This window comes from Erwinia sp. BNK-24-b (assembly GCF_047456155.1).
GTDB lineage: Bacteria > Pseudomonadota > Gammaproteobacteria > Enterobacterales > Enterobacteriaceae > Erwinia > Erwinia phyllosphaerae.
Window position 1 is genome coordinate 2101751 of the sequence record NZ_CP179901.1, and the last position, 20518, is coordinate 2122268.

The 20518-nt window shown below is 53.1% G+C and carries 17 protein-coding genes; 9 read left to right on the forward strand and 8 right to left on the reverse strand.

What is annotated here, in order from left to right; translation table 11 throughout:
- Window positions 1-142: 142 nt before the first annotated feature.
- Complete coding sequence (locus tag ACMGGR_RS09420) at window positions 143-1417, reverse strand: Glu/Leu/Phe/Val family dehydrogenase (RefSeq protein WP_414148733.1); 1275 nt, start codon at window positions 1415-1417, stop codon at window positions 143-145.
- Window positions 1418-1897: 480 nt separating this feature from the next.
- Between ACMGGR_RS09420 and eptB the strand changes: the two genes are divergently transcribed.
- Complete coding sequence (gene eptB / locus ACMGGR_RS09425) at window positions 1898-3556, forward strand: kdo(2)-lipid A phosphoethanolamine 7''-transferase (RefSeq protein WP_414148734.1); 1659 nt, start codon at window positions 1898-1900, stop codon at window positions 3554-3556.
- A 211-nt stretch (window positions 3557-3767) separates the two neighbouring features.
- Complete coding sequence (fabV, locus tag ACMGGR_RS09430; protein WP_246759562.1) at window positions 3768-4964, forward strand: enoyl-ACP reductase FabV; 1197 nt, start codon at window positions 3768-3770, stop codon at window positions 4962-4964.
- A gap of 162 nt (window positions 4965-5126) precedes the next feature.
- On the opposite strand, the gene ACMGGR_RS09435 is transcribed toward fabV, so the two are convergent.
- Entirely contained in the window at window positions 5127-6584 is a 1458-nt protein-coding gene (locus ACMGGR_RS09435; protein ID WP_246759561.1) for a pyridoxal phosphate-dependent decarboxylase family protein, read from the reverse strand.
- A gap of 4 nt (window positions 6585-6588) precedes the next feature.
- On the reverse strand, window positions 6589-7980 hold the full coding sequence (locus ACMGGR_RS09440; RefSeq protein ID WP_246759559.1) for a diaminobutyrate--2-oxoglutarate transaminase: 1392 nt from the start codon (window positions 7978-7980) through the stop codon (window positions 6589-6591).
- A gap of 577 nt (window positions 7981-8557) precedes the next feature.
- Between ACMGGR_RS09440 and ACMGGR_RS09445 the strand changes: the two genes are divergently transcribed.
- Both ACMGGR_RS09445 and ACMGGR_RS09450 read left to right on the forward strand, forming a co-directional pair.
- Window positions 8558-9031, forward strand: a complete 474-nt coding sequence (locus ACMGGR_RS09445; protein ID WP_414148735.1) for a hypothetical protein — start codon at window positions 8558-8560, stop codon at window positions 9029-9031.
- Window positions 9032-9137: 106 nt separating this feature from the next.
- Complete coding sequence (locus ACMGGR_RS09450; protein ID WP_414148736.1) at window positions 9138-10025, forward strand: benzoate transporter; 888 nt, start codon at window positions 9138-9140, stop codon at window positions 10023-10025.
- A 34-nt stretch (window positions 10026-10059) separates the two neighbouring features.
- On the opposite strand, the gene ACMGGR_RS09455 is transcribed toward ACMGGR_RS09450, so the two are convergent.
- From ACMGGR_RS09455 to ACMGGR_RS09465, 3 genes are all read right to left on the reverse strand, one after another.
- On the reverse strand, window positions 10060-10806 hold the full coding sequence (locus tag ACMGGR_RS09455) for an SDR family oxidoreductase (RefSeq protein WP_414148737.1): 747 nt from the start codon (window positions 10804-10806) through the stop codon (window positions 10060-10062).
- Window positions 10803-11207, reverse strand: coding sequence for a cupin domain-containing protein (locus ACMGGR_RS09460; RefSeq protein WP_414148738.1), 405 nt, complete (start codon window positions 11205-11207; stop codon window positions 10803-10805). The genes ACMGGR_RS09455 and ACMGGR_RS09460 overlap by 4 nt, the downstream gene beginning before the upstream one ends.
- 129 nt (window positions 11208-11336) lie before the next feature.
- Window positions 11337-11714, reverse strand: a complete 378-nt coding sequence (locus ACMGGR_RS09465) for a hypothetical protein (protein WP_414148739.1) — start codon at window positions 11712-11714, stop codon at window positions 11337-11339.
- Between the two features lie 330 nt (window positions 11715-12044).
- Here ACMGGR_RS09465 and ACMGGR_RS09470 point away from each other — a divergent pair, with 330 nt between their 5' ends.
- Entirely contained in the window at window positions 12045-14111 is a 2067-nt protein-coding gene (locus ACMGGR_RS09470) for an FUSC family protein (RefSeq protein WP_414148740.1), read from the forward strand.
- Between the two features lie 328 nt (window positions 14112-14439).
- The gene (locus ACMGGR_RS09475) at window positions 14440-15396 is read left to right on the forward strand and encodes a D-2-hydroxyacid dehydrogenase family protein (protein WP_414148741.1); all 957 of its coding nucleotides are present in this window, start codon (window positions 14440-14442) and stop codon (window positions 15394-15396) included.
- On the opposite strand, the gene ACMGGR_RS09480 is transcribed toward ACMGGR_RS09475, so the two are convergent.
- Window positions 15391-16707, reverse strand: a complete 1317-nt coding sequence (locus tag ACMGGR_RS09480) for a D-serine ammonia-lyase (RefSeq protein ID WP_414148742.1) — start codon at window positions 16705-16707, stop codon at window positions 15391-15393. The two genes, ACMGGR_RS09475 and ACMGGR_RS09480, sit on opposite strands and share 6 nt — an antisense overlap.
- Window positions 16708-16794: 87 nt before the next feature.
- Here ACMGGR_RS09480 and ACMGGR_RS09485 point away from each other — a divergent pair, with 87 nt between their 5' ends.
- Window positions 16795-17352: a YtfJ family protein gene (locus ACMGGR_RS09485; protein ID WP_246759547.1), complete on the forward strand. Its 558-nt coding sequence runs from the start codon at window positions 16795-16797 to the stop codon at window positions 17350-17352.
- A gap of 13 nt (window positions 17353-17365) precedes the next feature.
- Here the strand turns inward: ACMGGR_RS09485 and ACMGGR_RS09490 are convergent, their stop codons facing one another.
- Window positions 17366-18274 (reverse strand): AraC family transcriptional regulator, encoded by a 909-nt coding sequence (locus ACMGGR_RS09490; RefSeq protein ID WP_414148743.1) that lies wholly within the window; start codon window positions 18272-18274, stop codon window positions 17366-17368.
- A 120-nt stretch (window positions 18275-18394) separates the two neighbouring features.
- On the opposite strand from ACMGGR_RS09490, the gene ACMGGR_RS09495 reads away from it, so the two are divergent.
- Window positions 18395-19291 carry an SDR family oxidoreductase gene (locus ACMGGR_RS09495; protein ID WP_414148744.1) on the forward strand — a complete coding sequence of 299 codons (897 nt, stop codon included), beginning with the start codon at window positions 18395-18397 and terminating at the stop codon, window positions 19289-19291.
- 316 nt (window positions 19292-19607) lie between these two features.
- Window positions 19608-20510 (forward strand): polyprenyl synthetase family protein, encoded by a 903-nt coding sequence (locus ACMGGR_RS09500; protein ID WP_414148939.1) that lies wholly within the window; start codon window positions 19608-19610, stop codon window positions 20508-20510.
- Window positions 20511-20518: the final 8 nt, after the last annotated feature.

Below are 20518 nucleotides of genomic sequence, written 5' to 3' on the forward strand. Positions count from 1 at the left end.
TGCCTTGCACTGTAAAAAAACGCCGTTTTTAACAAGCGGCGTTTTTTGTATGGAACTCAGGCGCGGCCGGTAACGATTGCACGTCACGATACAGCAACGTTGTGTTGCTTACCGGCCATTGTTCCTTGTTAAGACTAACGAGCTAGCCCGGATAAATACCGCGATCTTTGCGCGCCATCAGAATACGCTCGCAGGCCACGATATAGGCAGCGGTACGCAGGCTGCACTCTTTTTCACGCGCCTTTTCCCAGATATGAATCATCGCCTCGGACATAATCTTGTCCATACGCTCGTTGATTTCGCTTTCGCTCCAGAAAAAGCTGGCCATATCCTGAACCCATTCAAAATAGCTGACCGTTACGCCGCCCGCGTTACAGATAACGTCAGGCACCACGGTAATGCCGCGCGATGCCAGCATATCGTCCGCATCCGGATAGGTTGGCCCGTTGGCGCCTTCCAGAACCAGCTTACAGCTAAGTTTTTCCGCGCGTTCGCGCGTAATCTGGCCTTCCAGCGCGGCAGGGATCAGGATATCCATCTGCACCTGCCAGAACTCCTCACTGCCAATTTCGCGCGCGCCGCTGAAGCCAGCAATCTTCTTATGCGCGTTTTGCCATTCGGTTAAGGCGACGAGGTCAATCCCTTCAGGATTATAAAGCGTAGCGGAGTGATCCTGTATAGCCACCACCATCGCGCCCGCGTCGACAAACAGACGAGCAGCTTCGCTACCTACGTTGCCGAAACCCTGAACCGCAATCCTGGCGCCGTCCGTTTCAATATTTAGCCGACGGGCGACTTCTCGTCCGGTAATGTAGACGCCGCGTCCGGTCGCTTTTTCTCGCCCCAGCGAACCGCCAAGGTGCACGGGCTTGCCGGTCACGACGCCGGTAATGGTCGTGCCCTGGTTCATGGAGTAGGTATCCATCATCCAGGCCATCACTTTCGCATTGGTGCCAACATCCGGAGCCGGAATATCTTTTTGCGGCCCGATAATTAAACCGATTTCGCTGGTGTAGCGGCGAGTCAGGCGCTCCAGCTCGCCTTCGGAAAGCTTAAAGGGATCGACGCGGATCCCGCCTTTCGCACCGCCATAGGGAAGGTTAACGGCCGCGCATTTGACGGTCATCCAGGCCGAGAGCGCCATAACCTCATTGAGATCTACATCAGGATGATAACGAACGCCGCCTTTGCCTGGCCCGCGCGACAGGTTGTGCTGCACGCGAAACCCTTCAAAATGGCGAATTGTGCCGTCATCCATCTGCAACGGGATATCGACGATGAGCGCGCGTTTGGGACGACGCAGTGTATCAACCCAGCGGCTTAATTCGCCCAGATAAGGCGCAACGCGATCGATCTGCTGCAAGTAGGTGGACCAGGCGGTACCAGGGTTTGCTGAAGCGTAAGATAGCTTATCCATATCAATGCCTTCCTGACAGTGAGAAATGCTAAGAAATATTGAGGGAGCCAGTGCTTATGACCGGAACGCGGAATAATCTAACATTATCGGATTGTTTTTAATTAATTAAATTATTGTTAAAAACCGCCGGTTACGGCGAGCCGATGCGAATAAACCGCATAAATAATTAATGTTTTATAGCGAAGATTAAAAAGGCGTTGTTGCTGTCGCATAACTATTCACCTTTCATGAATAGGGGTTTTTTGCCTTTATTTATCAAAAGTTTGAAAGCGATCAACTTTTCAATTTGCAGGCACGAAACGAACGCGCGCCGCCAGATTTATCGAAAAATCCACTTTTTGTTACATTATAACGTGATGTTTTTCAGTGCCAACGGTAAACTTACGCTTCTTTACCTTGTCCTAGCTGTTCTCACCTGAAAAATGAGACAGCCGGTTTGACCGGAGATGACCTTCACCTTTCACCATAACGACGAGACAGATGAAAAAACTGCTTTTTTTGACGCAATATCGGGTTTGCTGCTTTATCGCTTTTTACCTGGGGATTTTATTAAACCTGCCTGTTTTCCTTCGCCGCCTTCACCATCTTCACTCTGATGCGGCCCTGTCCGTCACGATCGAAATCGTCGCGGCTTTTGCTCTGGTTATGTTTACCACGCTGCTGGCCTCGATGGCCGGTCGGCTGCTGTTCCGCATTCTGACCTCGCTGCTGGTAGTGTTTTCCGTTGCGGCCAGCTATTACATGATCTTTTTTAACGTGGATATTGGCTACGGTATTATTGCTGCCGTCGTGACCCCCGACAGCTTCGATCTCTCAAAAGAGTCGGTAGGGTTAAACTTTGTTTTCTGGCTGGTTCTGGTCAGCCTGCTGCCCCTGTTAATTCTGTGGCTGGCACCGCTGCCGGAAGCGGCATTGCACAGACGTAACCGTGGGGCAATGGCGCGCAGAGCGGGCGTAATGATTGCCGCCGGACTCTGCTGCTGGCTGCCGCTAAAGGTGATGGGCGAACATCAGGATAATCTCGACCGTCAGCAAAACCGCATGATGGCCAGCTATGGTGGCGTAGTGGCCGGCACCTATTCGCCATCCAACTGGCTGTCGGGCATGGGGCTGTTAGCTTACAGCAGCTGGAGCCAGGCGGAAGACAGCCGTAATCTGTTCGATCCTGCCGCGCACTTTACCTACACGCCGCCAAAGGATGCCGACAGCCTGTATATCGTTTTTGTGATTGGCGAAAGCGCGCGACGCGATCACATGGGCGTTTACGGCTATGAGCGTGACAACACGCCTTATCTGGATAAAGAAACCAATCTGGCCGCGCTACAGGGCTACTCCTGCGATACCTCAACCAAGCTTTCGCTACGCTGCATGTTTGTGCGGGAAGGCGGCGCGTCCGAAGCGCCGGAAAGAACGTTAAAAGAGATGAACGTTTTCTCCGTCCTGAAAAAGCAGGGCTTTTCCTCGGAGCTCTTCTCTATGCAGAGCGAGGCGTGGTTCTACAACAAAGCGCTGGCCGATGACTATGCGCTGCGCGAAACCATTCAGTCGGAAAAACGCAACGTCGGCAAACCGATTGACGATATGGCGCTGGTTGCCGAACTGAAAGATTCTATTGAGCGTCATCCGCAGGGCAAGCACCTGATCATTCTGCATACCAAAGGCTCACACTATCTTTATACCGAACGTTATCCGCGTTCTTTTGCCCGCTATCAGCCGGAATGTATGGGAATTGATGACAACTGTTCCACGCAGCAGATGATCAACTCCTATGACAATAGCCTGCTCTATACCGATTACGTGCTTGAGCAGGTCTTTAACCAGCTGCGCAACCGTAATGCCATCGTCTTTTACGCCTCCGATCATGGCGAATCGATTTCGCAAAATATGCATTTCCACGGCACGCCGCGTAATCAGGCACCGATGGCGCAGCGCACGGTACCGATTATGGTATGGGCATCAGATAAGTTTTTACAGCATCCCGATCATGCTGCCGCCTTTAATCAGCTCAGGGAAATGGCAAAAGATAAAACGCCGGTTTTCCACGAAAAACTGTATGACAGCGTGCTGGGCTGTGCCGGTTTTACCTCGCCGAACGGCGGGATTAACGAGCTGCGTAACTGGTGTCACGTGAAGTCTTAGCAATAAAGGCCAGGGAGACAGGTTCTCCCTGGCTATCTCCCGGCCAAAAAATGTTTCAGCCTGGCCGTCGCCGTGTTATTACGCATAAATTATGCGCAAAGCGGTCGTGTTAAAAGCGCCCGAAGACAATAAGCGACTGCCAACTTTGCCTGAAGCGCCACAAGCAGGTATTCTACTGCCCATATTTAATAAGGCAGTGATTGAGGTCGACATGATTATTAAACCACGCATTCGTGGCTTCATCTGTGTTACCGCCCATCCGGCGGGTTGTAAGGCTAACGTAAAAAACCAGATTGATTACGTTACGCGTCAGGGCAAAATTGCCAACGGCCCGAAAAAAGTGCTGGTGATTGGTGCTTCCACCGGTTACGGCCTGGCGGCGCGTATCTCTGCTGCTTTTGGCTGCGAAGCCGACACGCTGGGCGTGTTCTTCGAGCGCGCGGGTGAAGAAACCAAACCGGCTACCGCTGGCTGGTATAACTCTGCGGCTTTTGAAGAGTTTGCGGAAGAAAAAGGCCTGTATGCGAAAAGCATCAACGGCGACGCCTATTCTGATGAAGTTAAGCAAAAGACTATTGAGCTGATCAAACAGGATCTGGGTCAGGTTGACCTGGTCGTGTACAGCCTGGCCGCGCCGCGCCGTACCCATCCAAAAACCGGCGAAGTATTTAACTCTACGCTGAAGCCAGTGGGTAAGACCCTGACCACGCGCGGCCTGAACACCGATAAAGAAACCATCACCGATATCACGCTGGAGCCTGCTTCTCAGGAAGAGATCGACGGCACCGTAGCGGTAATGGGCGGCGAAGACTGGCAGATGTGGATTGACGATCTGAAAGCGGCAGGCGTCCTGGCTGACGGCGCGAAAACCACCGCCTTCACCTATCTGGGCGAGAAGATCACTCACGATATTTACTGGAACGGTTCTATCGGCGAAGCCAAGAAAGATCTGGATAAGCGCGTGCTGAATATCCGTGAAACGCTGGCTGAAAAGGGCGGCGACGCGCGCGTTTCCGTACTGAAAGCCGTGGTGACCCAGGCGAGCTCCGCTATTCCGGTAATGCCGCTTTACCTGTCACTGCTGTTTAAAGTCATGAAGCAAAAAGGCACGCACGAAGGCTGCATCGAGCAGGTCTACGGCCTGTTTAAAGATAGCCTGTACGGCGCTTCACCGATTCTGGACGAAACGGGCCGCCTGCGTGCGGACTATAAAGAGCTGCAGCCAGAAGTGCAGGACGAAGTGGTTAAGCTGTGGCCGACCGTCACCAACGAAAACCTCAACGAACTGACCGATTTCGTCGGCTATAAAGCTGAGTTTATGCACCTGTTCGGCTTTGGCCTGAACGGCGTAGACTATGACGCTGATGTGAACCCGGACGTGAAAATCAAAAATCTGGTACAGATGTAATCATCTGACCAGGAGTATTTAAAAGGCGTCCTGCGGGGCGCTTTTTTTTTGCTGTTCTCGCTATGCAACTCAGGTCGCCAGGCTGCGGGAAAACGCGCTGAGGATAGTTAATAAAAAAGCCGGTAATTTTCATTACCGGCTTTTTCGTTCTCGCAAAGAAAATTACGCGAGTGATTCAGCGGTGCGCTCAACCAGCGCCAGCAGAAGCTTGATATCTTCCAGCGTAACGGTTGGGTTCAACAGCGTCATCTTCAGGCAGGTTATGCCGTTGTGCTCGGTCACGCCGACGTTGGCACGACCGGAGTCCAGCAGCGCATCACCAATTTTCTGGTTAAGCAGGGCAATCGCCGCATCGTCACCTTGTTGTGGACGGAAGCGGAACAGCACGCTCGCCAGCTGTGGCTCCATCACCAGCTCCAGCGATGGCTGGGCGGTCACGTAAGCCGCAACCTGTTGCGCCAGCGTCACGCCGTGGTCGATGATTTCGGCATACTGCTTCTGGCCCAGCGCTTCCAGACCCATCCACATTTTCAGCGCGTCGAAACGGCGGGTAGTCTGTAGCGATTTAGACACCAGGTTTGGCACGCCAGCCGCTTCGTCGAACTCGGAGTTCAGGTAAGCCGCCTGGTAGCGCATCAGCTCGTAGTGACGCGCTTCCTTCAGCAGGAAGGCGCCGCAGCTGATGGTCTGGAAGAACTGCTTGTGGAAATCCAGGGTAATGGAGTCCACCAGTTCAATGCCGTCCAGATAGTCACGATATTTTTCCGAAAGCAGCAGTGCGCCGCCCCATGCTGCATCAACGTGCAGCCAGGTTTCATACTCTGCAGCAATTTTTGCAATCGCGCGCAGCGGATCGATAGCGCCTGCGTCGGTGGTGCCAGCCGTTGCGACAATCGCCAGAACCTGCTCGCCGTTGGCTTTCGCCTGCGACAGCTTCTCGGTCAGATCGTTAACGTCCATGCGCGCAAAGTTATCGGTTTTCACCAGCGTGACGGAGCGGTAGCCCAGACCCATCAGCGCCATGTTCTTCTGCACGGAGAAATGCGCGTTTTCAGAGCAGAATACCTTAATCTTGCTCAAATCGCCCGGCAGGCCATCCTGCTGTACCGAATGCCCCAGACGCGCGAAGAAAGCGTCGCGCGCCAGCATCAGGCCCATCAGGTTACTTTGCGTACCGCCGCTGGTGAAAACGCCAGCGTCACCGGCCTGGTAGCCAACCTGAGCGCGCAGCCATTCGATCAGCTTCATCTCAATGATGGTGGCCGACGGGCTTTGATCCCAGGAGTCCATGCTCTGGTTGGTGGCGTTGATCAGGACTTCCGCCGCCTGGCTAATCACCAGGCTTGGGCAGTGCAGATGCGCCACGCACTGCGGGTGATGCACCGACAGGCTGTCTTTCAGGAAGTATTCGATCGCGCGCTCAATGGCGGCCTGGTTGCCCAGGCCCTCCGCATTGAAATCCAGCGAGATGCGCTCGCGCAGCTCGGCAACGCTTTTGCCCTGATACATTTCAGGCTGCTGCAGCCACTGCACGACGGCCTGGCTGGTTTGCTCAATAGCCTGCTGGTAGGCTTCGGTGCTCTGCGCCGAAGCTGCCAGAATAGGGTTGGACCTGGACATCAACTTACTCCGCAGAAACAGGTTTAACGCCGGCAGCCACCATGGCGCCTTCAAATTTATCCAGGAACACGCCCAGCTCTTCTTTGCTGATCAGCAGTGAAGGCAGCAGACGCAGCACGCAGCCGTGACGACCGCCGCGCTCCAGGATCAGACCCGCTTCGAAGCATTTTTTCTGCAGCAGGGCAGAAAGCGCGCCATCGGCAGGGTAGCAACCCATGTGGTCCTGTGGCTGATCTGGCTTCACAATTTCAATACCCAGCATCAGGCCCAGGCCGCGAATGTGGCCGATAACCGGATAACGTTTTTGCAGCTCGGCCAGCTGGCCTTTCAGCCACTCGCCTTTTTCAGCAACGCTGGCTGCGATGTTGTTATCTTTCAGGTGGCGCAGCGTGGTCAGGCCGGTAGCCATTGCCAGCTGGTTACCACGGAAGGTACCGGTATGGTGACCTGGTTCCCAGGCGTCAAACTGCTTCTTGATACCCAGTACGGCCAGTGGCAGACCACCGCCTACAGCTTTAGACATCACGATGATGTCTGGCTCAATGCCCGCATGTTCAAAGGCGAAGAACTTACCGGTACGCGCGAAGCCAGCCTGCACTTCGTCCAGGATCAGCAGAATGCCGTGTTCCTGAGTCACTTTACGGATGCGCTGCAGCCACTCGACCGGAGCCGGGTTCACGCCGCCTTCGCCCTGAACCGCTTCCAGAATAACGGCCGCAGGTTTACGCACGCCGCTTTCCACGTCGTTGATCAGGTTTTCAAAGTAGTAAGCCAGCGCGTCTTCACCCGCTTTACCGCCGATGCCCAGCGGGCAGCGGTACAGATGTGGGTAAGGCATAAACTGAACTTCCGGCATCATGCCGTTAACCGCTTCTTTTGGCGACAGGTTGCCCGTAACCGCCAGCGCGCCGTGGGTCATGCCGTGATAACCGCCGGAGAAGCTGATCACGCCGGTACGGCCGGTGTATTTTTTCGCCAGCTTCAGCGCGGCTTCGACTGCATCCGCACCGGAAGGGCCGGTAAACTGCAGGCAGTACTCTTTGCCCTGGCCCGGCAGTAAAGAGAGCAGGTAAGCGGAAAACTCGTCTTTTAACGGCGTTGTCAGGTCAAGCGTATGTAACGGCAAGCCACTGGTAATGACATTTTGGATGCTCTGCAGCATATCAGGGTGGTTGTGGCCCAGCGCCAGCGTACCTGCACCGGCAAGGCAATCAAGATATTGATTATTCTCAACATCTGTAATCCATACACCCTGTGCTTTAGCAATGGCGAACGGCAGTTTGCGCGGATAGCTCCTGACATTCGATTCATATTCAGCCTGTCTGGCCAAAAACGCTTCATTGTTTCCTGATGAATTCGCAGCAAAATTATCAATACGGACTTTATCCGTCATCATATCTCTCCTACAACCAGGGGTGTTGATAACGCCGTGGTTGAATAAGTTGAATAAAAAGTTATGCGCTGTAAAAAAGCGCGGCCAATATAGGACTTTTCAGCCCGCGACTCAATGATTAATTTTGTTAAGATTTACTTACTATTTTCCTTTAATAATCAATAAGTTGTTGATTTTGTGAGCGACAGCAAAGCTGTCATTGCTTTAACAATTCAACAACAAAGCACAAAAAAGGCCGGTTTTTGTCGTGTGGCCACTGCCAAAGCCTTTAATGGCACAGGTTAAGCGCTACCTGTTAAACCCAAATAAGCGCTGACTAATGGCAAATTTAAGCGCAGCGGGAAAAGCGACAGGCATTAATTAAGCTTAGTGATAAAATGGCCCGTTTAATAACCGCTTCGCTTTAAATATCTGTCGGGATTAATCTTAAAAAAAGGCCAGCCTTTAAAGCTAACCTGCTGTTTTTAATTATAGCCCACCCTGACACCGCGTGATAATAAAACAATTTTCTCGCTCCGAGCTAAATCATAGTCTGTACTCAGGGTAGCTATTCTTTTCTTTCCATCAGCAGGGGATAAGTATGAGCAATCTGTTAAATATTAAGGCTGATGAAATCCTTACTCTTTTCCGTAAGCATTTCCCTGAACTTCCTGATGATATGGAGCAGAAAATTAGCGCCATTCTGACCACCGAGCCGCCGCCAGAGCTGAACACGGAAATTTCCCTTTCTGAAACAGAGCAGCCACAGACGCTGCGCTGCGCCATCATTGAAGGCTATAACAACGTTTGCCGCGGCAGCCTCGAACCAGAAACCCTACCGCACCATCTGGCCAGTACCGGCACGATTGCCAGCGCGGATTACGACAGGTTGTTTAGCGATACTCGTCATCTGTTTGTGGCTGCGAACCTTGCCCTGACCGGCGTGCTTTTTTATGACGACGCGCAGCAAGACCTGCTGGGGATCTATACCGGCTCTGCCATTGCCTCCGACGATCTTTTTTCTTTTACGCTTAAAGGCGACTGGGATAGCGCGGGTGATCCAAAGGAGCGTTAGTCACACTTTTTATTTTTTCCTTACATAAAACGGCTGAAATATTGCGTGACTGTTACAAATTCTGTTAAATTATGGCCCTGTTTTTTTTAACATGGATGCTGGCGCCTTGATTTACGACTGCTTTTTATACTATGACGAAGATATGCTGCTGGAAATTCGGCTGAATACCTTGCATAAATACGTCGACAAATTCGTTATCGTTGAGTCGCTTTATACCTTTACCGGTAAAAAACGAGAGCGCCTGCATTTTGATATTGAAAAATTTTCGCATTTTAAAGAGCAAATTATCTATGTTGTTAACGATCGTAAGCCGAAAATTCATCAACAGGCTTTTCTTTCAAATGGTTCAACAGTAAACGCTGGTGAAACCGATCCATGGTTCAACGAAGCTTATGCACGTAACTTTATTATGCAGGGGCTGGTCGACGCAAAAGATGATGACATTATTATAGTGTCTGATGTTGATGAGATCCCGCATCCTGATGCGATTAAGCAGTTTGGCCGCTGGCATCTTTGCACCACGATTTACCAAAATTTTTATAATTTTAAATTTAATTTACAGGTAATGAATGACAACGGCACTCCCCGGTTATGCAAGCTGCCGAAAATGGTGACGTACAGGAATTTAAAAGGATTTTTTCTTGCGCAGCCCGAGCTGCTAAGAAACGTGAAACGTAAAGGAACCCCGATCCGAGATAGCTGGCTACGCTGGACCTTACTAAAATACTGCACCAAAGTGGTTAAAAACGGCGGCTGGCATTTTTCCTGGGTAATGACGGATGCGCGGATTAGTGAAAAAATGTCGACTATTTCCCATACCGAACACGACCTGCCGGAGTTTAATAATCCGGATCATATTCGCCGCTGCGTAGAAAACAATATTGATATCTGGAACCGTCCCAGAAAAATGAGAATTGTTCCTGTTAATGAACATGAGCTACCCGCGTGGCTGGTGGAGAACAAGAACCGTTTTCTGGAATTTATAAAAGAGTAAGCGGGGCAGGTAAAGACCTGCACCGCATCAAAAATCAGTGTGGCTGGCTGGTGGGGCGATAAAGGATTTCGTTAATATCTACTTCTGCTGGCTGGTTGATAGCAAACTCGACCACGCGCGCAAAAGAGTCGGCGGGAACGGCGTGGGTTTTATAAAAATCCTGCATACGCGTACTAATCTCTTTATCCGAAATATGGTTGGTCAGCTCGGTCGCTACTGCGCCAGGCGAGATAATCGTAGTGCGCAGGTTCCACTCTTTCACTTCCGAGCGCAGTCCCTCACTGATAGCGCGGACGGCATGCTTGGTCGCGCAGTAAACCGATCCGGACGGCGTAACCTTATGGCCGGCTACGGAAGAAACATTAATAATATGACCGCTTTTCTGCGCCTGCATAAAAGGCAGCGCGGCGGCGATACCGTACAGCGTGCCTTTAATGTTGACGTCAATCATATTCTCCCATTCATCCGTTTTCAGACTGTCCAGCCGCGACTGCTGCATCAGGCCTGCATTGTTCAGCAGCACATCTATACGGCCAAACTTATCAACGGCGGTTTTGACCAGCGCTATCACCTGCTGCTTGTTCGTCACGTCGGTAGTGACCGCCAGCGCTTTGCCGCCGTTGCTTTCCAGCTCTGCCACCAGCTTTGCCAGCCGATCGGCACGGCGTGCGCCCAGCACCACTGTTGCACCCAGCGCGCTCAGATGCCGCGCGGTCACTTCGCCCAGGCCGCTACTGGCACCGGTAATCACAATGACTTTTCCTGCCACGTTATTGCTCATGCTTTTTCTCCGTATTGTTCATCGGTGACTTTTTCCAGCCATTCCACAACCTTGCCATCCTGGGCTTCCTGAATAGCGATATGAGTCAGCGCAGTCGTTGTGCTTGCGCCATGCCAGTGCTTTTCGAAAGGCGGGATCCACACCACATCACCGGGACGGATTTCACGAGCTGGCTCACCCCAGGTTTGTACATAGCCAAATCCGCTCGTCACAATGAGCGTCTGCCCAAGCGGATGCGTATGCCAGGCGGTACGTGCACCAGGTTCAAACGTTACGCTACCGCCGCTGGCACGAGCAGGCTCACTGGCGGGGAAAAGGGGATCGATGCGCACAGTACCGGTAAACCAGTCCGCCGGACCGGCATAAGAAGCCCGTGAGCCGCATTGATAGATATCAGTCATAATTTGCCCTTGCATAGGAAGACCTGAACGCTGCGTCCGCAGCCAGGCAGAATGTACTGATAGAAGGTTAGTTGAAAAAGAGAGGTTGATTAAGCCCGTCAGACTAAACGGGCTGAGGAGTGAGGTAGATTAATTGCGCGCTTTTTCGGCTGATGACCATGCAAAGTTGCCGCGTAATGCAAACAGCAGTCCCGCCGCTAAGATAAGCGCAGCGGCAACAGCAGCAAAACCCGGCGAAGCCAGAAACGCTAACAGCGCTACCGGTGCCGAAGGATGGTCATCGGTGGTGGTGCCGGTTTGCCATGCCGCCAGGCAGTAAAAAATCGGCATAACCGCGACTGCTACCCATAAAATATGCAGGATATGGGCGATGCGCCAGGAAAGTGCGACGGGAATCTTAAAAATATTTAATCTTAAAAGCCAGAATGCCACCCCGCCAGCGGCCAACAGAAAGAAGGTGTGGAGCAGGGACATAAAAAGCATAACGCCGTGCATAGCATGTGTCATAAGAAGTATCCTTCAAAAAAGTAACGAAAGCAGACTAATAAGCATAGTCGTTGAATGGTTATTATTGAGAAGAATTTCTTACTAATTATCCTGACTTAAGCAGAACATGATGCGTAAAAAGCAATACCGCACAAAAGGCGATAATTTTTCTGCTTAAAATACAACCAGTTTGCGCGTTTCAGGCCGCTTTTAAGGCGTTTTTAAACAAGTTTATTATGTTAATCATTTAGTTAGGTCATTAATAATTTGTAGTACTAATTGACGGGCGCGCATAACGGGCTTCTGGCAGGATACGCATCCACGCAGTGTGCATCTGGTTTAAAAATTTCCATGAAGTGGTTTACCAAAAACGCGGTACTCTTCTCCGCTAAAACCTGTCTGGCCGCCTTTCTGGCACTTTATATCGCACTTGAGCTCAATTTTGAAAAACCCGCCTGGTCTCTGACAACCGTCTTTGTGGCATCGCAGCTCTATAGCGCGTCAACGATCTCCAAGTCAGTATTTCGCCTGATGGGCACGCTGCTTGGCGGGCTGTTTATCTTTCTGATTTATCCGGAAACGGTGCAGTATCCGCTCCTGTTCAGCCTGTGCGTCTCGTTATGGGTTGCGGTATGCCTTTATCTTTCTTTGCACGACCGCACGCCCAAAAGCTATGTCTTTATGCTGGCCGGCTACAGCGCTGCGATTATGGGATTTCCCGGCGTGGTATCACCTTTTTCGATCACCGACATCGTCGTGTCACGCATAGAAGAGATTACCCTGGCCATAATCTGTAGCAGCCTGGTACACCAGCTGATCCTGCCGGTATCAATGAAAAGCCTGCTGGAGCAGAGCGTCAGCATCTGGTATCAGAATGGCCGGAAACTGTGCGCCGAGCTGATTACCGTGCTGCCAAAGGATAAGTCGCTGGAGCGGGAAGATATTCTGATCCAGATGGCTAATTTTCCGCTAAACGTCGAAACGTTGATTACCCACTGCGTGTATGAAGGTGACGCGGCGCGAAAACTGATCCGGCTGGTCAGCGTGCAGTATCAGCACCTTTCTTATTTGATCCCCACGCTGACCGCGATTGAAGCGCGGCTGGGCGTGCTGAGCGAACAGCAAATTCGCTTTCCGCAATGCGTGGCGGATGTTTTTAGCGAGTTTCTGGTGTGGCTGAACGGTGGGGAAACCAGCGAACCGGTGGTCATGCAGCAGCGACTTAGCGCAACGCAGGCGCAGCTAAAGCAGATTTGGCAAAGTGGGGAGCTATCGACCGAAGAGAGCATTTTGCTGATTGGGCTGCTGGAGCGGCTGGCGGACTTTGTGCGTATTGCGGGCGCTTATCACAGCGTTAGCGTGCTGGTCAGCGATCTTTCCGGCGATACCAGCCTGGCGAAAGATACGCGAGCGCATCGCCATATTGATAAAGGTTTGCTGCTGCTGTCGGCCACGACGGCTTTTCTGGCGACGTTTATCTCCTGCCTGTTCTGGATTGGCAGCGGCTGGGCAGACGGCGCCACCGCGCCCATGATGGCGGCGATTGTCGCTTCGTTCTTTGCCGGTATGGATACGCCGCTGGTGCCGATGAAGCGCTTTATTAAGGGCGTGGTAATTGCACTGGCGATCAGCCTGTTTTATATCGCTTTCCTCATCCCGCAGGCGAATACTTTTGAAGCGCTGTTGCTTTGCCTGACGCCGGGACTGCTGCTGCTTGGTCTGGTGATTGCCAGACCGTCGACCAATCTGATCGGCATCAGCGTGGCGACGCAGATCCCCGCTTTTCTGGGCATGAGCCACCATTTTACGCCTAATCTGACCTCGCTGATTAATACGGCGATTTCATCGATGGTGGGAATTATCGTGGCGGTGGCTATTACCGCAATTATCCGTAATAAGCGTCCAGCCTGGACGGCCAAACGCGCGCTGCGCACGGGGCTGCGCGATCTGCTGCGGCTGGTGAAGGAAATTGAACGTAACGGCTCTTCGCTGCTGGCACGTCAGCAGTTTATCGCCCGCACCCTGGACCGCGTAAATATTATTCTGCCCAGAACGCGGCTCGATCCGCATCCTGACCTGCTGTCGGGCGGTAACCTGCTAACGGAGGCCTGGCTGGGCGCAAACTGTTATGACTACTACGCTCGGCAGCGGCAAATACTGGAAAAGTACAGCATCGATAGCGGGCAAATGTTTCACGAGCTGGGCCTGTATCTGAAGCGGCGTATGAAATCGCTGCAAACTCAGCCGCATAAAGATCTGCAGGACGAGCTGGACCTGCTGCTGCTCAGGCTGGAAGCCCTGGCGAGACAGGATGAAGCCGTGTTTGCACCGCTATTTTATCTGTTTAATATTCGTCTGTCGCTCTACCCATTACAGCGCTGGCCGGATAAATCGCTGCTGATTACTATCAGGCGCTAATCGCTAATAGAGCAGGTCCAGCTGCTCAGGCTCATTGATTAGTTACGATAGCGGGCGTTATCGGCATGACAGAAAAAGCTGGCAGTTAAGATAAGCAGAGAAAGGCTAAGGGTTGCGAGCCGCATTCAACATCCTTTTAGTTGGTTATCGCAGGGTTTTAAACGTCAGGCCTGATTTTATAAGTACGGAAAGCTAACCCAAAGTAAAAATATTTGCCGGGCCAGCATACAGCAGCGGCAAGACGTTTTAGCCACAAAATCAGTTTGCCGCAGCAGGATTGCACTACGCTTGTCTTTGCAAAGTCCAGTCGACTGAAAGAGGAAAAGCTATGGCGGGTAAATGCATCATTCTTGACGATTACCAGAACGTTGCGACAAAAATGGCCGACTGGCAGACGCTGGACAAATCCCTGACGATTGAGTGCCTGCATCATCATCTCCGCGATCGCCACCAGTTAGTCGAGGCTCTACAGCAGGCAGTGGTTATCGTTGTCATGCGCGAACGTACCGTTATTGACCGCGAACTGTTGGCTCAGCTTCCCGGCTTGCGGCTGATCGTCACCAGCGGGATGCGCAATGCGGCTATTGATATTGCGGCGGCGAAAGAGAAGGGCATCACCGTCTGCGGCACCGCCAGCGGCAGCGAACCACCGGCGGAGCTGACCTGGAGCCTGCTGCTGGCGCTGGCAAAAAATCTGCTGCCCGAACAGCATAATCTGACCGGTAATGGCCCGTGGCAGTCTTCGCTCGGCACTACGCTGGCCGGAAAAAACATCGGGATTATCGGACTGGGCAAAATTGGCCAGAGGATTGCCCGCTACGCGCAGGCTTTTGAGATGAACGTTTACGCCTGGAGCCCTCATCTTACCGCGCAGCGTGCGCAGGAAGCGGGCGTAACTTTCGTGGCGGAAAAATCGGCGTTGCTGGCCCAAAGTGACTTCGTCACGCTGCATCTGGTCTGCGCGCCTGCCACGCAGGGGATTATTGGCTGGAACGATCTGCAACAGATGAAGCCCTCGGCTTACCTGATTAATACTTCACGTGCGGCGCTGATCGAGCAGGGCGCGCTGCTGCGGGCGCTGGAAAATAACGTTATCGCTGGCGCGGCGGTGGACGTCTTTGAAGAGGAGCCGCTGGCAGCGGACTCCCCGTATCGTCAGTCTCATCATCTGCTGGCAACGCCGCACCTGGGCTACGTTAGCGACAGTAACTACCGCACTTATTTTACTCAGGCGATTGAAGATATTAACGGCTGGCTCGCCGGGAAACCGGTGCGGGAGCTATAGCGCGCGTCGGCCTTCTGCCAGATAAGCCTGCATCTCTTCTTCCGGCACCATGCCACCGCCCGTGGCCCAGACCAGGTGCGTGGCCTGCGCCATTTGGTCTGGCGTCAGCCCGTGTTTTAGCTGCCAGGTCTGGCTGGAACATATGCGCATCGGCCCGGCCATTCCGGCCAGCGCGGATGGCTCCAGCTGAATATTTTCGCTGCGATCCAGCGCGGCGAGCATTCTGTACATCGTCTTGTCGCTAAGCGTATAGCAACCGTCAATCAGCTTTGCCATCGCCCGCCCCACAAAACCGGAGGCACGACCGACGGCAAGGCCATCCGCCGCCGTTTTATTATCAATACCGATATCCGTGACGGCAATAGCGTCGTGCAGCCCTGTACTCATGCCCAGCAGCATGCAGGGAGAATGGGTCGGCTCGGCAAAAAAACAGTGCACGCTATCGCCAAAGGCGAGCTTCAGGCCGAAAGCGACGCCGCCGGGGCCTCCGCCCACGCCGCACGGCAGGTAAACAAACAGCGGGTGCGCGTCGTCTACCTTAATCTTCAGTTCGTTAAACTGCGCGCGCAGACGTAGTCCGGCCACGGCATAACCTAAAAACAGCGTGCGGGAATTTTCATCATCAATGAAAAAGCAGTGGGGATCGCTTTCGGCCGCGCGGCGTCCTTGCGCCACGGCAACGCCATAATCCTCTTGATACTCAACAACCTTAACGCCGTGGGATCGCAACTTCTCCTTTTTCCACTGGCGCGCGTCAGCGGACATATGCACGGTCACGTCAAAGCCTAGCTTTGCGCTAATGATGCCGATAGAGAGGCCCAGATTGCCGGTAGAACCGACGGCAATGCGCCGCTGGCTAAAAAATGCTTTACAACGGGAAGTGAGCAGCACGCTGTAATCGTCATTTCTGGCGATCAAACCAGCGTCAATCGCCAGTTTTTCTGCATGCGTCAGCACTTCATAAATACCGCCGCGCGCTTTAATTGAACCGGAAATGGGCAAATGGCTGTCTTTCTTCAGCCATAAAGCGCCGGTAAGCGGCTGCTTATCCTCTTCTTCCAGCCACCGCTGCATGGCGGGAATGGCAACGGTCGGCGATTCGATGATCCCGTGCGCGGCGGCAGTTTCCGGAAAAGCCTTAGCCAGCAGCGGAGCGAAACGCTCAAGTCTTGCTGCGGCCTCGTTAACGTCAGCCAGCGACAGGCTAACCAGCGCTAAACCTTCTTCGGCGCTGGCAGCGTCAGGGTTCAGCCAGAATGTTTCATTAAGCGTTTGCAGTTGCAGAACAACGGGGTGATCAAGGGCCGCCATAAGATCTCTTTTTGTAAAAATGAGGTAAGTCATTATTTGCAGGATACACTCTGTAAGCCAGCCGGACACTATGCCAACGGAGAAACAATGCGCCTTGCTTCCTTATTACTGCTGTTGGTCAGTCTTGACGTCTCAGCCAGCAATTTTGTTATTAATCAGCGCGTGCCGCCAGTCGGCGTCGGCGTACAGGGCGAACTGCTTGTTAATCACCATACCCTTTCAACACGGCCCTGGAATAGCGCGCAGCTACACGGCAAAATTCGCGTTTTGCTGCATATGGCAGGCAGAATTTCAGCAAAAGATGAAAACGCCGCGCTGATTGAGATGTTAAGCAAAGCCGATTTGCCGCATGACCGCTATCAGACTACCACTATTGTTAATACCGACGACGCTATCCCGGGTAGCGCAATCTTTGTTCGCGCCAGCCTGAAATCGGCCAAAGAGGCGTCGCCCTGGGCGCAGTTTATTATCGACGGTCAGGGCAGCGTCAAAAAAGCCTGGCAGCTTAAAGCGGGCGGCTCGGCGGTCGTGGTGCTGGACAGCCAGGGGAAGGTACGCTTCGCCCATGAGGGCGCATTAACCGCGGCTGAAAATCAGCAGGTAATGGCGCTATTAAAGACGCTGCTGGAGGAAGGCGTTTCCTGAACAAAGAGCAATCTCATTTTTTTCTGGCACATAATTGCCCCGGCGAACAGCCGATAACGCGTTTAAACGCCTTTGCAAACGCGCTTTCTGATTCATAACCCGATGAGAGTGAAATCTGTTGAATAGAATCGCCTGAATTTTGTAAGCGGTCACAGGCCAGCAGCATTCTCCACTGAGTGAGATAGTCGATGGGGGCCGTGCCTACCGTCACCTTAAAATGTTTTGCAAACGCCGAGCGAGACATTCCTGCCTGACCAGCAAGTTTTTCCAGCGTCCACCTGTAGCCGGGCTGGTCGTGAATACAGGCCAGCGCGGCGCTCAGCTGCTTATCCCGCAGAGCAAAAAGCCAGCCCACGCCCGTGCCGGGAGTGTCGTTGATATGCAGTCGTAAAGCCTGAATCAACAGCATAAAAGCCAGCTGCTGCATAATCAGCCCGTTGCCAGGCTGGGCGGTTTGCACCTCCTGCACCATGCGATCGAGCGCCCAGCGCATAGCGGCTTTATCGGCTTCTTTACGAATATGTACCACCGGCGGCAGCGAGCTTAACAACATGCTGGCAGGGCGGCCAGCCAGAAGAAAATGGCCGCCGACCAGAAAGCAGCCGGGGTTTTTATGCATGTTTACCGCTATATCTGTCACCATCGACGTGCGGACCTGCTGAAAGTCCACGGGTTCCGACATCAAGTCTGTTGCCAGCCGGAAAGGTGGGCCGGGCGGCAACAGATAACAATCTCCCGCGGTAAGCCGCAGCGGTTCGGTAACGCCCTCAACCGATAGCCAACACTCTCCAGATACCACGGCGTAACATTTAATCCCGTCATGGAACGGCCACTGAACGGCTGATCCCTGAGGCAGCAGGACGCCGCCAGACGCATAGCTTTCAGGCTTCAGCAACGATAGCAACTGCGAGAGCGGATCCATAATCACTCCGGACGATCGGACATAAAACAGCGACTTTACAACATAGATCGTATCCAATAAAGCCAATACAGTGGCGGTTCAATAAGGCCGTAGCGATCGCTACTTTCTGAGGGTTCTGTTATGCGTATTTTTCTTACCGGCGCGACCGGATTTATCGGTACAGAGATTGTCAGCCAGCTACTGGCGGCCGGGCATCAGGTCGTCGGGCTGACCAGAAGCCAGCAGGGTGCTGACGGGTTAAAAGCAGCAGGCGCCGAGGCACATTTTGGCGATATTGAAGATGTTGATAGTTTGCGGCGGGGGGCGGAGGCATGCGATGGGATAATCCATACCGCATTTAACCACGACTTTTCTACCTTCGTGGCGAACTGTGAGCAGGACAGGCTGGTTATTCAGGCCCTGGGCGACGCGTTAAAAGGCTCGCAGCGGCCTTTAATCATTACTTCAGGCGTGGGGATGGGGGCGGCAGGGCCAAATCAGCTGGCCGTGGAGGATCATTTTAATCCTGCGCATCCTAATCCACGTAAAGCCTCAGAACTGGCAGGCGAGGCTGCGTTACAGAAAGGCATCAACGTTGCTACGGTTCGTCTTGCACAGGTGCATAACCCGATTAAGCAAGGACTTATCACGCCATTAATTGATGTCGCCCGGCAGAAGGGTATTTCAGCCTGGGTTGAAGAGGGGCAGAACCGCTGGTCCGCTGTCCATCTCCGCGACGCGGCACGGCTTTATGTGCTGGCTCTGGAAAAAAACAATCCGGGAAGTCGATATCATGCTGTTGCAGAAGAAGGCGTTACGCTGCGGCAGATTGCCGAAACGATTGGGCATGTTTTAAATCTTCCCGTCACGCGCCTTGACGCTGTCGAAGCCTCTGCACATTTTGGCTGGATGAGTAGATTTGTTGCACACGATATGTCTGCGTCAAGCCTATTGACCCGGGAACGTCTTGCGTGGCGGCCGACAGGGCCGGGACTGCTTGCCGACCTTGAGCAACTCCCGCCGATAACGCGCAATTAAGATACGCTACCTCGCCAGCGTCTTTTTTTATCTTTATGTTTTTTAACATGAAAACAGGGAAGCACTCTGGCGAGTATTAACATCCTGAAAACGCCGTCTCAAAGGTAATTTATTGTTTAATGGTTAAATTTCCATAATTTCTGTCTTTTTGTTAAGGATAATCTAGGCTTAACTGAAACAACGTTAGTTTTCACGAGTAAAACCGCTCTCGACCGGCCTGTTGCGCTGCGCCGGGCGAAGCAAGCCAGAAAGGCTTTACGGCAACGGCGACCTCTCTTTTTTACTCGTTATGATGGGAAAACCAGTGACGGCAACCATGACCAACGCTAAAGAATTATTGAGTCAGGAAAGCGAACTGCGCGCGTTGCGTGATGCGCTACATCGTCGGCTCGACCAGCTGATACCCGCTGGTGGCGAGCGCGATCGGGTCAGCGCGGCAATGCGTGAAGGCGCGCTGGCACCGGGCAAGCGCATTCGTCCCTTGCTGCTGATGCTGGCGGCTTGCGATCTCGGCTGCGACAAAAACCATCCGGGCCTGCTCGATCTTGCCTGTGCTGTGGAAATGGTGCATGCCGCCTCGCTGGTGCTGGACGATATCCCCTGTATGGATAACGCGGCGCTGCGCCGTGGCCGACCTACCATCCATCGCCAGTTCGGGCAGGATGTGGCGATCCTTGCGGCAGTGGCACTGCTCAGCAACGCTTTTGGCGTAGTGGCCGCTGCCGAAGGGCTGTCCGATGCCTGTCGAGCCCAGGCCGTAGCGGAGCTTTCCGCTGCCGTTGGGCTACAGGGGCTGGTTCAGGGGCAGTTCCGCGATCTGAATGAAGGCAACGTAGCGCGCAGTGAAGAAGCGATAGCCGATACTAACGAGCTGAAAACCAGCATGTTGTTCAGCGCAACGCTGCAAATGGCGGCGCTGGCGGCAGACGCATCGCCTGAGATACGCCAGAAGCTCGGCTTTTTCGCCCGCGATTTGGGACAGGCCTTTCAGCTGCTCGACGATTTAGCAGACGGTCACAGCGGTACAGGTAAAGATCTTAATAAGGATGAAGGCAAATCGACGCTGGTAGCCCTGCTGGGGGTTGAAGCAGTACAGCAGCGCCTGCATGCGCATCTGCACAGTGCCGATCAGCATCTCTCATGGGCCTGCCAGCACGGTCTGGCAACGCGCCGCTTTATGCATAGCTGGTTCAGTCAGCAGCTGGCAACCTTTAGCTGATTGTTGAA